A 13,032-nucleotide genomic window follows, 5' to 3' on the forward strand; every position below is an offset into this window, starting at 1 on the left:
GGTTAGTATATGTACAGAATTTATACTGAAAAGACGGTCAATGATGCTGTAACAAAAGGATTAGAGGAACTCGGTGTTAGCGAAGACGACATTAAAATAGAAGTGTTGGATAGTGGTTCGGCTGGCTTTTTAGGTTTTGGTAAGCGTGAGGCTGAAGTGAAACTAACGATTATCAACCCGGAACTAAAATCCTATGAATCTATTGAAGCAATGATTTCAGCACGCGAAAACGAACATGTTGAAGCAGATAGCGCTTTAGAGCGGACAACAGATGACGTAGTCGAGCCACATGAAGAAAATCAGCCTGAAGAGACTGAAGCAGTTCAAGAATTAGCAGATGATGAGCAGCATGAACGACCTAAAATTGAGCCAATTATTGAAGAATCAAAACCGAAAAATAAAGAGCACCAAGCACTCACTGAAGCTGGTGAGAAAACATCGCTTTATATTTCGGAAATAGTTTCAGGTATGGGCGTCGAGAACACGGTTCAAATGAAGGTGAAGAAGTCGACGATTCACTTAAATTTTGATGCGGATATCCCTGCAAAGATTATTGGTAAGCGTGGGCAGACTTTAAATGCACTTCAAGAACTTGCACAAAATTATTTAAATATAGTCTATCCAAGCTATAACAGAGTAGAGCTGGATGTCGGTGATTACCGAAGTAAACGTAAGGAAACTTTAGAAGCATTGGCCTTGAACATGGCGGATAAGGTAAGGCGTACTCATGAAAAAGTAAGACTTGAACCGATGCCAGCGAATGAAAGAAAAATTATGCACCATGCCTTAAGTCGTGAAAAGGGAATAGATACCTATTCAGAAGGAAAAGAGCCAAGACGCGCCATCGTGATTATTAAGAAATAAAGGAGTTTTTAAAGTGCAATTTGAAACGATCTCAAGCATCTCCACCCCAGTCGGTGAAGGGGCGATTGCTATCGTTCGTTTGTCAGGTGTAGATGCGATTGAAATTGCAGATCGTCTGTACAGCGGCGTAAAAAAACTAAGTGAAGTCGATTCACACACTATAAATTATGGTCATATTGTTGATCCTACTACCAATGAAACAGTTGAAGAGGTCATGTGTGCAGTCATGCGTGCACCGAAAACTTATACGCGTGAGGACATCGTTGAGATTAACTGTCATGGTGGGATTCACACGGTTAATCGTGTGCTTCAACTGACTTTAAACCACGGTGCAAGAATGGCTGAACCAGGTGAATTCACAAAGCGCGCCTTTTTAAATGGACGAGTTGATTTGTCTCAAGCTGAAGCGGTCATGGATTTCATTCGATCTAAAACTGACCAAGCATCAAAAGTAGCCAACCAACAAGTTCAAGGACGTTTGAAAACATATATTGAATCGTTACGTCAAAGTATATTAAATATATTGGCTCAAGTCGAAGTGAACATAGATTATCCTGAATACGATGATGTAGAAGAAGCGACAACGTCCTTCCTCCTATCTGAAGCCAAAAAGGTAGAGTCAGAGATTGGTAAGTTGTTAAAATCTAGTGCGGAAGGCCGTATCTTAAGAGAAGGTTTGAGCACGGTCATCATTGGTAAACCTAACGTCGGTAAAAGCTCTTTACTTAACTATCTCATTCAAGATAACAAGGCAATTGTGACGGATGTTGCGGGAACGACGCGTGATATTTTAGAAGAGTACGTAAACGTTAACGGTATTCCATTAAAACTCGTCGATACTGCAGGGATTCGTGAAACGGATGACATTGTTGAAAAAATAGGTGTGGAACGATCTCGTGAAGCGTTAAAAGATGCAGAGTTAATCTTGTATGTCATGAATAATAATGATGAGCTTACACCAGAAGATATAGAGCTCCTAGAAACAGTGGATGATAAAAAAGTTATCGGTATCATCAATAAACTAGACTTAGAACAAAATCTAGATACTGACTACTTAGAAAGTCATTTCGATATTCCACTCATCAAAACGTCTATTATAAATGGCCAAGGTGTGGATGATCTTGAGAATGAAATTCAAAGAATGTTCTTTGATGGTAGTATTTCATCTGCAGATTCAACATATGTATCTAACAATCGTCACATTAACTTATTAGAACAAGCGAAAACTTCAATTGGTGACGCAATTTCTTCTGCAGAAATTGACGTGCCCGTGGATATTATTCAGATTGACCTGATTAAAACTTGGGAACTCCTTGGAGAGGTCATCGGAGAAGATGTTTCAGAACAACTGATAGATAAGCTATTTAGTCAGTTCTGTCTAGGAAAATAAAATTAAACAGGAGGTAAAATAATGACCGGAAATATGAAATATGATGTGATTGTTATCGGAGCTGGCCATGCAGGTGTCGAAGCGGGACTCGCAGCAAGCCGTAAAGGTCTTAAAACATTAATGTTGACCATCAATCTCGATAACATCGCATTCATGCCATGTAACCCATCAGTCGGTGGACCCGCTAAAGGTATCGTCGTACGTGAAGTTGATGCTCTCGGGGGGCAAATGGCTAAAGTAATCGATAAAACACACATCCAAATGCGTATGTTAAACACTGGTAAAGGACCAGCAGTCAGAGCACTTCGTGCACAGGCAGATAAGGTACTTTATCAGCAAGAAATGAAATCAGTTCTAGAAGATGAACCAAACTTAGATATTCTTCAAGGGCTAGTTGACGAATTGATTATTGAAGACAATGAGATTCGTGGCTTGAAAACGAATATTGGTACTGTTTATGAAGGTGATGCTGTCATCATCACAACAGGTACATTTTTACGTGGAGAAATTATTCTAGGTGATCTTAAATATTCAAGTGGTCCAAATCACCAAATTCCTTCCTTGGCTTTAGCAGACCAACTCAAGGATTTAGGTTTCGAAATTATTCGCTTTAAAACAGGAACACCACCGAGAGTCAATGCAGACTCTATTGACTACAGTAAAACTGAGATTCAGCCAGGTGATGATGTTCCGAGAGCGTTCAGCTTTGATACGACTGAATTTATTTTAGATCAACTCCCATGCTGGTTAACATATACGTCAGCAACAACACATGAAATTATTACAGCAAATCTTCACTTATCAGCAATGTACTCAGGTGTCATTCAAGGTACAGGTCCAAGATATTGCCCATCAATCGAAGACAAGGTCGTTAGATTCAACGATAAACCACGTCACCAAATCTTTTTAGAACCAGAAGGTCGTAATACTAAAGAGGTTTACGTTCAAGGCTTATCAACGAGTATGCCTGAAAATGTTCAACGTGATATGGTGAAAAGTATCCCAGGTTTAGAAAATGCACGTATGATGCGTGCAGGTTATGCCATTGAGTACGATGCACTTGTACCAACGCAATTATGGCCAACTTTAGAAACAAAGAAAATTAAAAACCTATATACTGCTGGTCAAATTAATGGAACAAGTGGTTATGAGGAAGCTGCTGGCCAAGGACTTATTGCAGGAATCAATGCTGCGAACAAATTACTTGGTCAAGAAGAATTAATCTTAAGCCGTACTGATGCTTATATTGGTGTCTTAATTGATGACTTAGTCACTAAAGGTACGAATGAGCCATATCGTTTGTTAACGTCTCGTGCCGAGCACCGTTTACTACTGCGTCATGATAATGCTGATATGCGTCTAACTGAAATTGGTTATGACCATAAGTTAATTTCAGAAGAAAGATTTGCTAGATTCAATCAGAAAAAAGCAAATATTGAAGCTGAATTAGACCGTCTGAAAAAAGTGCGTATCAAACCAAATGCGCATACTCAAAGTATTATTGAACAACGCGGCGGTACAGCACTTAAAGATGGTATTCTAGCTGCTGATTTACTACGTCGTCCAGAGATGGACTATGAGTCAATCATGGAGATACTCTCTGAAGACATCACTCTTAAACAAGAAGAGTATGAACAAGTTGAGGTCCAAATAAAATATGATGGTTATATTAAGAAATCCTTGCAACAAGTCGATAAGATGAAACGTATGGAAGATAAGAAAATTCCTGAAAATATTGATTACGATGCAGTGAACTCATTGGCAACAGAAGCACGAATGAAACTCAAAGAAGTTAAGCCTTTAAACATTGCCCAAGCATCTAGAATTTCAGGTGTAAATCCAGCTGATATTTCAATCTTACTTGTCTACATTGAACAAGGAAATGTGAAGAGGACTGGCTCATGAATGAAACAGAATTCATTAATAAATTAAAAGATCAAGGTATTGAACTTTCAACCGTACAAATTGGACAGTTTAAAACGTACTTTGAATTGCTCGTAGAGTGGAACAAAAAAATTAATTTAACAGCTGTCACTGAGCTAAAAGAAGTGTATTTAAAACATTTCTATGATTCAATTACACCGCTGTTTTATGCGGATATAGAAGAAGGTGCGAGTATTTGTGACGTCGGAGCAGGTGCAGGATTTCCAAGCATTCCGATGAAGATTATTCGTCCAGACCTAAAAGTGACAATCGTTGATTCGTTAAATAAAAGAATTACGTTTTTAAATGAATTGACTGCCGTACTTGGTCTCGATAAAATGCATTTAGTTCACGACCGAGCAGAGACTTTTGGCCAACACGGACCAAGACACATGTTTGATGTTGTAACTGCCCGTGCGGTTGCAGAGCTCAATGTTTTAGCAGAGTTATGTTTACCACTAGTGAGAACAGGTGGGCAGTTTATAGTGATGAAAGGTAAGAAGGCCAAAGAAGAACTCCTTGATGCAGAGTTTGCACTTGACCTCTTAGGTGGTTCATTAAAAGAAACTCATCAACTTACCTTGCCAGAAGAAGAGAGTCAGCGTTATATTCTGGTCATTGATAAGATCAGAAAGACACCTAAGAAATATCCGAGAAAACCGGGAACTCCAAATAAATCCCCATTAAAATAAAGGGTGGTGGAATGTGTGAAGAAACCTTTTTCAAAGCTATTCAACTTAATAGATAAAAGTGAAACTGCTGAAGATGATGATTCATTAGTCGAAGTACCTCTAGAGAACATTGTTCCGAACCAATATCAGCCAAGAACAGTATTTGATGAGCAACGTATTAATGAACTCGCACATTCCATTAAGAAACATGGACTCTTACAGCCGATTACGCTCAGACCTATTGAAGAAGGTATGTATGAAATCATTGCTGGAGAGAGACGGTTTAGAGCCTTAAAGCGACTAGATTTTAAGGATACCAAGGCGATAGTTAAGTATCTCACTGATCAAGAGTCTGCTGCTATCGCGCTAATAGAAAATATTCAACGTGAAAATTTATCTAGTATTGAAGAAGCGAGAGCCTATAAGCAACTGCTAGCAATGGATGATATCACTCAAAAAGACTTAGCTGAAAGCATTGGTAAAAGTCAGTCATTCATTGCAAATAAATTGAGATTGTTAAAGTTATCTAACGACGTTATAACGGCATTAGAAAATGATGAAATCACGGAAAGACACGCGAGAGCATTACTTATATTGGATAACGATATGCAGTATGATGTATTGAAAAATATCGTGAATGATCATCTGACAGTTAAGGAAACAGAACTCGCTGTTAAGAACCGTCAAAAGGTGCGCGTTGAACAAATCAATTTCAATGACGATGTTGCTTTCGTATTAAATGATGTTGAAAGAGATATTAAGAAGCTTCGTGAAAAAGGTGTCGATGTCAAAATTGAATCGACCGAAACAGATGAGCTACACGAGCTTACAATTAAAATTTATAAGTAGGGTGCCTGCATTGATGTAGGTACTCTTTTTCACTTACAAACATGGCTTGTACTGTTATAATGAGTAATGTATTTTATCTTTGGGAAGTCGGTGACGTGTTATGGAAATTATTGAGCTAGCAGTTTCTGAAATTCGAAAAAATCCATATCAACCGAGACAAACCTTTGATGAAGAAAAACTAAAAGACTTAGCTGCGAGCATTAAAGTTCATGGTGTTATGCAACCTGTTACAGTGAGAAAAGCGGTAAAAGGGTATACCCTTGTTGCGGGTGAGCGTCGTTTAAGAGCGACTGAGCTTGCGGAATTAAAGACTATACCTGCTATTATTACTGACATGACCGACCGTGAGATGATGGAACTTGCCATCATTGAGAATCTTCAAAGGGAAGACTTAGGTCCTTTAGAAGAAGCGGAAAGTTATAAGCAATTGATGCACTCTGCTAAGCTCACACAAGATGACTTATCGAAACGACTTGGCAAGTCGAGGTCTTATATTGCTAATATGCTTAGACTTTTAACCTTACCTGCTAAGGTTAAAAAATTGATTAATAATGGCAAGTTAACAGGTGCTCACGGTCGAACTTTATTAGCCTTAAAAGATCCACTCTTAATGGAAGAAGTAGCAGAACAAGCAGTTAAAGACAGCATGAGTGTTAGAAAGTTAGAAGCTCATGTAAAGACCTTTAAGAGTAAAAAGAGAATTAAGAAGTCTACAAAAAAATTAAGGTTTCTTGAGAGTTACGAAAATCAATTGAAAGATCACTTTGGAACAAATGTTGAAATTAAAAAGGTAAAACAAAGAGGTTTAATTCAATTGGAGTTTACATCAAAGGAAGAATTTAAAAGAATTCTTTCCATGTTGCAGCAAAAATAATCAAATAGAAAGGGTATGACTATGAAATTTTTAACGCTATTTAATGCGTCGAATACTGAAGGGCTGGATGAACAACTGTCGATTATTGAAACACTTTTAGAACGAGTTAGAGATCCACAATTTTGGATAGATATATCTAAACCAATCATATTCGCAATCATTCTACTTATTGCTGGTTATATTCTTACTAAGGTTGCGAATCGTTTAATAGAAAATTTCTTTAAATATAAATCAAAGTCACGCTTAAAAGGATCAGACAAGAGAAACAATACATTGATTAATATGCTCCAAAATACAGCAGCAATCTTTATTTGGTTCTTTGTTGTTGTAGCGATACTAGAGGCATTTAACATTCCAGTTTCAACGCTACTCGCTGGTGCCGGTGTTGTTGGTTTAGCAATTGGTTTTGGTGCACAAAGTCTAGTAAAAGATATGATAACTGGTTTCTTTATTATTTTAGAAAACCAATTCGATAAAGGTGATTTCGTTAGAGTGAATACATCGGGTACAACTGTTGCAGAAGGTGAAGTAATGTCATTAGGCTTACGCTCTTCTCGTATTCAAGGTTATGAAGGTGAGTTGTACATGATTCCTAATGGTACAATTAACGAAGTAATAAACTTCTCTCGTTATAATTCAGTATCATTCTTAGATATGAATTTCTCCATACAAGAAGATTTAGATAAGATTGAAACTACGCTTGAAACTTATCTGAATGAAAACTGGAGACAAGAAGATGTCCTTGTTGAAGCTCCAATTGTACAAGGTGTACAGAGCATTCAAAATGGTGAAGCAACTATTCGTGTCATGCTTACGTCTAGACCGATGGAACACTTCGGTTCAACTCGACGCATGAGAAAACGCATCAAGCAGTATTTAGAAACACAGGGTATTTATATTTCTGTACCAATGATGGATATTACCGATTTCGATGGTAACGATATGGAGGCGTAAGTCATGGATGCTAAGTACGATCTTCATAGTCTTGTTGAAATGAAGAAAGATCACCCTTGTGGGAACAATAAATTTGAAATTGTCCGCATGGGTGCAGATATTAAAATTAAATGCACAAATTGCGACCGCACAATTATGATGCCGCGTCGAGACTTTAACAAACGTCTAAAAAAAGTATTATAAATTAAAGGAGACCCTATTATGTCTTTAACAGCTGGAATCGTTGGTTTACCAAACGTCGGAAAATCAACATTATTTAATGCAATTACTAAAGCAGGTGCGCTTGCTGCTAACTATCCATTCGCCACAATTGACCCCAACGTTGGTATTGTTGAAGTACCGGATCATCGCTTAGATGTTTTAACGGAAATTGTTGTACCAAAGAAAACTGTACCGACAGCATTCGAATTTACTGATATTGCTGGTATTGTTAAAGGTGCTTCTAAAGGTGAAGGACTCGGTAATAAGTTCCTTGCGAACATTAGAGAAGTCGATGCAATCTGTCAGGTTGTTCGTGCCTTTGATGATGAGAATGTGACGCACGTATCTGGTAAGGTTGACCCTGTAGAAGATATTGAAGTCATCAACATGGAATTGATTTTAGCAGACTTAGAAAGTGTCGATAAACGCTTACCTAAGGCAGAAAAAATGGCGAAACAAAAAGATAAGGACGCCATGGCTGAAGTTAAAATTCTAACGAAGATTAAAGAATGTTTAGAGGAAGGTCGTCCAGTACGTGCTCTTGATTTTACGGAAGAAGAAGCAAAATCTGTTAAGCACTTCCACCTGTTAACACAAAAGCCAATGCTTTATGTTGCCAATGTGAGTGAAGACGATTTAGGTTCCTTAGAAGGTAATGCATACCTTGATGCAATTAATGAGTATGCAGCTAATGAAAATTCTCAGGTTATTGTCATTTCGGCTAAGGTTGAAGAAGAAATCGCAGTCTTAGAAGATGACGAGCGTGAAATGTTCTTAGATGAACTCGGTTTAGAAGAGTCAGGTCTAGATAAATTAATAAAAGCTTCATATGACTTACTTGGCTTAGCCACTTATTTTACTGCCGGTGTACAAGAAGTCAGAGCGTGGACCTTTAAAAAAGGTATGACTGCACCAGAATGTGCGGGTATTATTCACACAGACTTCCAAAAAGGATTCATCCGTGCTGAGACTGTAAGTTACGATGATTTAGTTGAAGCGGGTAATGAGGCTAAAGCTAAAGAAGCTGGTAAGGTTCGTTTAGAAGGAAAAGAGTACATTATGAAAGATGGAGATGTTGTTCACTTTAGATTCAACGTTTAGATCTCTCCAAACGATGAAATCCTGTGATGGGGTCTTATCGTTTTTTTCTTTAGTTTTATTGTAAATTGTTAGGATTACTGATATAATAACTGATTGTGAGTAATGAAAATTATTCCTTGCTGAAAACGAATGGTTTTCAGCCGCAAAGACCATAAGGAGGTGCAAAAGATGAGAGCATATGAAATTTTATATGTAATCCGCCCAAACATTGAAGAAGAAGCTAAATCGACGTTAGTTAAGCGTTTTGATGAGGTTCTTACAAACAATGGTGCGGAAATCGTCGAGTCTAAAGAGTGGGGTAAACGTCGTCTTGCCTACGAAATTGAAGATTTCAAAGATGGAATTTACCACATCATCAAAGTTAACGCGACAAGCGAAGCTACTGATGAGTTTGACCGCTTAGCTAAGATCAACAATGACATTATTCGTCATATCGTTGTTCGCGACGAACAAGCAGAAGCAAAAAAATAAGTTAAATATTTAGTGGAGTTGATTACATGCTAAACCGTGTGGTTTTAGTTGGTCGTTTAACAAAAGACCCAGAACTAAGAGTCAGTCAAAATAATATCGCTGTCGCTAATTTCAACTTAGCTGTCAATCGTCCTTTTACTAACCAAAATGGTGAAAGAGGTGCGGACTTTATCAACTGTGTTGTTTTCAGAAAACAAGCTGAGAACGTTAACCAGTATGTTAAGAAAGGCAGTCTTGTTGGTATCGACGGAAGAATACAAACTCGTAATTACGAGAACAAAGACGGACAAAGAGTATATGTAACTGAAGTTGTGTGTGAAAGTGTTCAGTTCTTAGAGCCTAAGAATAGCGGTAATCAATCTCAAAGCAATTATGGAAATAACTCAACGGACGCATATGCAGATGCATATGGATCTGGCAATCAGTCGACTGGTCAAAGCCAGGGACGTCAACAGCCAAAAGAGGATAATCCATTTGCGAACTCTAAAGGTCCGGTAGACATCAGCGATGATGATTTACCATTCTAAAATAAAAAAATTACAATCCAAATTTTGTTATCGTGTGTTTTAAAATTGTGTGTGTAAAATGTGTGAAAGACCCGGGATATACTATCTCGGGTTTTTATTTTACTTTTGAAGATACATAAGTTAATTTTATTGTTTTTATTATTAGTTTATAGTGTAGTTTTGACTTTACAGTGTTTATAATGAAACATGTAGACAATTTTTTAGGTGGGAGCGAACCGCAATGATTAGAAAAAATGTCCTGCAATGGGCACTTTTACTATCGCTGTGTGTGTTTTTGGCAGCTTGTAGTAATAATGACAGTGACGATTCCTCTGGTGAAGAAGAATCTGGTGATACTCAGAATACTGAGGAGACAACAGAAGAAGGAACAGAGTCGACCGAATCTGAAACTGCAGAAGAGACTGAAGAGGATTCATCTTCAGAGGAAACTGCTACAGAAGAAGATGGAAGTCAAGAAAGTGAAGTCGTTCATATTACTGCCGAGCAAAGCCTTGAAGATGTGATGAACGAATTGATTTCTGCATATGAAGAAGAAAACGAAGGACAGAAAATTGATGTTCAATATGGTCATACAGAAACGTTAACAGAAGACTTAATTAACGGTGAAGATCAAGATATGGATATATATTTTTCTAGTTCTGATGAGGGTTATGATTCTTTAGTTGAAGCTGGGATATTAGACCAACTTGCAACGAAATATTTACTCATTAATGAAATAGTACTTGTGACTCATGAAGATAATGAGGATATTACTTCATACGACACTATTTTCAATAATGAGGATGTTACCCTATCTATAGTAAACCCAGAAGAATCACTATCTGGCAGTCATGCTAAGACGTTACTTGATGCAGAAAATGAGAGCAATAATAAAGTGAATAATGTTGAAGAGAGCGAAGATGTAGATGCTGCTCTAGAATCACTTTCTGAAGGTGAAACAGATGCTGCCCTTCTCTTAAGAACAGATATTTCTGATGAAGAAGGTCTTCGTATCGTAGCGAGAGCACCACGATCACTTGCTGAACCATTTGTTTATGGACTAGGACTTTCACAAAGTGTGGAAGACAATAGTGCAGCGAGAGATTTTTATAATTTCCTACAATCCGAAGAAGCACTGGATATCTTTTCAGAGTATGGTTATATCGTTTAATATATACTGCAGAACTATGAAACACGTAGTTCTGCTTTTTTAATTTTTAAATTGTTGTATGATAAAGATAATATCCTCGGGAAGAAGGCAAAAAGATGTGTAAGATAAAGCAACTGGGCTTAGTATTTGTTTCTTTAATGTTCACACTCGTTTTGGCAGCATGCAGTTCTAGTACGGACAATGAAGAGTCAGAAACAAGCGAAGCATCGGGTACAATAACAGTTTCAGCAGCAGCGAGTTTGACAGACGCACTTCAAGAAGTTGCAGAACTTTATAATGAAGAAAACCAAGATGTACAAGTGGATTTTAACTTTGGGGGTTCAGGTGCACTGCAACAACAGATTTCTCAAGGTGCACCAGCAGATATGTTTTTCTCTGCATCACAAAGCGATTTTGATACCTTAGTAGAAGGTGACTTTATCGATGAAAGTGATTCAACTCAACTATTAAAAAATGAATTAGTACTGGTTGTACCAGAAGGGGATACAACAGTGACATCATTCGATGATATTACAGAGGCTAAACAAATTGCTGTTGGCACACCGGAATCAGTACCTGCTGGGGAATATGCTATGGAGACTTTTGAATCTATGGGTATTACTGAAGATTTAGAAGAAAGGTTAGTATATGCAGAGGACGTGAGAGCAGTGCTCACTTATGTTGAACGTGGTGAGGTAAGTGCTGGGTTAGTGTACCGTACCGATGCGATGACAAGTGATTCAGTGGATATCATCGACGCCGCACCAGCTGATGCACATGATCCAATAGAGTATCCAGTTGGTTTAATTGAGGATTCAGAGAATACTGAAGCTGCAAGGTCGTTCTATGATTTTATTCAGACTGATGAAGCTTTAGAAGTATTTGGTGAATATGGATTCGTTACTGAGTAATTTTGGTGTGACATCGTCGCAGTTTCTTCCCCCTATACTGCTCTCCTTGCAAGTTGCGACCATTGCACTGATTTTTTCATTTATCTTTGGAACTTTAATAGCAAAATTTATGACATCTGTGAACTTTAAAGGCAAGGTTGTTTTAGAAACGATTATAATGCTACCGATTGTTTTACCCCCGACAGTAGTAGGATTTATACTGATTGTTATTTTTGGTAACAATAGCATTATTGGAAACTTGATTGAGTGGATCTTTAATCAATCCATTATCTTTACTTGGTATGCAGCTGTATTAGCCAGTACAGTGGTTGCCTTTCCACTGATGTATCAATCTGCAAAAACAGGCTTTTTAAGTGTAGATAAAGATATCAAAGATGCGGCAAAAGTTGATGGGGCGAGTAATTTTCGTATCTTTATGAAAATCACCATGCCACTCGCTTCAGTATCACTTGTGACAGGTGCTGTGTTAAGTTTTGCTAGGGCACTTGGTGAATTCGGTGCAACTTTAATGATTGCAGGGAATATTCCAGGTCGCACACAGACCTTACCAACAGCTATATATGTTGCCTTACAATCAGGAAATATGAGTCTTGCATGGTTATGGGTGATCACAATTGTTGCGATTTCATTTGTTATGTTATTGTTTGTAAGAACAAAAGTGAAAGAGTAGCGCATTGCTTTTAAGTAAAGCGCTACTTTTTAAATTAACTACCTTTTTATAAAAGATAGTTGACATTTAAAATCATGTATAGTATCTTTCTATGTAAGATAGTTGTTTATGGCGCTGTCTTTTTTAATAGGTCACTACCTTTTAATAACAGATAGTCAGGAGGGAAACCATGTCTGTCAGTGATCAAATAATGAAGGGTTTACTCGACGGTGCAATATTAGGATTGATTTCACAGGGCGAAACTTATGGGTATGAAATTACTAAAAAATTAGAAGCACATAAGTTCCCAGGTATCAGCGAAGGTAGTATTTACCCAGTATTACTAAGGTTAAGTAAAAAGGGATATGTAAATACCCGCATGGTGAAATCCGATAGTGGTGGTCCGAAACGTAAATATTATTCAATTAGTGAAAGTGGAAAAGAAGAACTAAAAATTTTTAAAGAAAAATGGGAAAAATTAAATTCTGGAATGAATAATTTGGTAAGAGGTGAGTAAA

Annotated in this window: 15 protein-coding genes; all 15 read left to right on the top strand. The window is 37.6% G+C overall.

Annotated elements, in window-relative coordinates; translation table 11 throughout:
- Positions 1 to 9 precede the first annotated feature (9 nt).
- A complete protein-coding gene (gene jag / locus EYB29_RS01870; RefSeq protein WP_166626405.1) occupies positions 10 to 864 on the top strand; it encodes an RNA-binding cell elongation regulator Jag/EloR in 855 nt (284 codons plus the stop codon).
- 13 nt (positions 865 to 877) lie between these two features.
- Positions 878 to 2,254 carry a tRNA uridine-5-carboxymethylaminomethyl(34) synthesis GTPase MnmE gene (mnmE, locus tag EYB29_RS01875; protein WP_026867095.1) on the top strand — a complete coding sequence of 459 codons (1,377 nt, stop codon included), beginning with the start codon at positions 878 to 880 and terminating at the stop codon, positions 2,252 to 2,254.
- Positions 2,255 to 2,275: 21 nt separating this feature from the next.
- Positions 2,276 to 4,159, top strand: coding sequence for a tRNA uridine-5-carboxymethylaminomethyl(34) synthesis enzyme MnmG (gene mnmG, locus EYB29_RS01880; protein ID WP_166626406.1), 1,884 nt, complete (start codon positions 2,276 to 2,278; stop codon positions 4,157 to 4,159).
- The gene (rsmG, locus tag EYB29_RS01885; protein ID WP_026867097.1) at positions 4,156 to 4,869 is read left to right on the top strand and encodes a 16S rRNA (guanine(527)-N(7))-methyltransferase RsmG; all 714 of its coding nucleotides are present in this window, start codon (positions 4,156 to 4,158) and stop codon (positions 4,867 to 4,869) included. Before mnmG ends, rsmG begins: the two co-directional genes overlap by 4 nt.
- Before the next feature lie 15 nt (positions 4,870 to 4,884).
- Positions 4,885 to 5,697, top strand: coding sequence for a ParB/RepB/Spo0J family partition protein (locus EYB29_RS01890; RefSeq protein WP_026867098.1), 813 nt, complete (start codon positions 4,885 to 4,887; stop codon positions 5,695 to 5,697).
- A 100-nt stretch (positions 5,698 to 5,797) separates the two neighbouring features.
- Positions 5,798 to 6,571: a ParB/RepB/Spo0J family partition protein gene (locus EYB29_RS01895; protein WP_051220540.1), complete on the top strand. Its 774-nt coding sequence runs from the start codon at positions 5,798 to 5,800 to the stop codon at positions 6,569 to 6,571.
- Positions 6,572 to 6,592: 21 nt separating this feature from the next.
- Positions 6,593 to 7,525, top strand: a complete 933-nt coding sequence (locus EYB29_RS01900) for a mechanosensitive ion channel family protein (protein WP_235678847.1) — start codon at positions 6,593 to 6,595, stop codon at positions 7,523 to 7,525.
- A 3-nt stretch (positions 7,526 to 7,528) separates the two neighbouring features.
- On the top strand, positions 7,529 to 7,708 hold the full coding sequence (locus EYB29_RS01905; protein WP_026867100.1) for a DUF951 domain-containing protein: 180 nt from the start codon (positions 7,529 to 7,531) through the stop codon (positions 7,706 to 7,708).
- An 18-nt stretch (positions 7,709 to 7,726) separates the two neighbouring features.
- Positions 7,727 to 8,827: a redox-regulated ATPase YchF gene (gene ychF / locus EYB29_RS01910; protein ID WP_026867101.1), complete on the top strand. Its 1,101-nt coding sequence runs from the start codon at positions 7,727 to 7,729 to the stop codon at positions 8,825 to 8,827.
- Between the two features lie 168 nt (positions 8,828 to 8,995).
- Positions 8,996 to 9,298, top strand: coding sequence for a 30S ribosomal protein S6 (gene rpsF / locus EYB29_RS01915; RefSeq protein ID WP_026867102.1), 303 nt, complete (start codon positions 8,996 to 8,998; stop codon positions 9,296 to 9,298).
- 26 nt (positions 9,299 to 9,324) lie between these two features.
- Positions 9,325 to 9,825, top strand: a complete 501-nt coding sequence (ssb, locus tag EYB29_RS01920) for a single-stranded DNA-binding protein (protein WP_026867103.1) — start codon at positions 9,325 to 9,327, stop codon at positions 9,823 to 9,825.
- A gap of 220 nt (positions 9,826 to 10,045) precedes the next feature.
- Positions 10,046 to 10,975, top strand: coding sequence for a molybdate ABC transporter substrate-binding protein (gene modA / locus EYB29_RS01925; RefSeq protein ID WP_026867104.1), 930 nt, complete (start codon positions 10,046 to 10,048; stop codon positions 10,973 to 10,975).
- Positions 10,976 to 11,070: 95 nt separating this feature from the next.
- A complete protein-coding gene (gene modA, locus EYB29_RS01930; RefSeq protein ID WP_051220541.1) occupies positions 11,071 to 11,865 on the top strand; it encodes a molybdate ABC transporter substrate-binding protein in 795 nt (264 codons plus the stop codon).
- Positions 11,846 to 12,535: a molybdate ABC transporter permease subunit gene (gene modB, locus EYB29_RS01935; RefSeq protein WP_026867106.1), complete on the top strand. Its 690-nt coding sequence runs from the start codon at positions 11,846 to 11,848 to the stop codon at positions 12,533 to 12,535. Before modA (EYB29_RS01930) ends, modB begins: the two co-directional genes overlap by 20 nt.
- A gap of 169 nt (positions 12,536 to 12,704) precedes the next feature.
- Positions 12,705 to 13,031: a PadR family transcriptional regulator gene (locus EYB29_RS01940; RefSeq protein WP_026867107.1), complete on the top strand. Its 327-nt coding sequence runs from the start codon at positions 12,705 to 12,707 to the stop codon at positions 13,029 to 13,031.
- The last annotated feature ends 1 nt before the right edge of the window (position 13,032 follow it).

The sequence above is a fragment of the Jeotgalicoccus sp. S0W5 genome, from assembly GCF_011634875.1.
Classification (GTDB): domain Bacteria; phylum Bacillota; class Bacilli; order Staphylococcales; family Salinicoccaceae; genus Jeotgalicoccus; species Jeotgalicoccus marinus.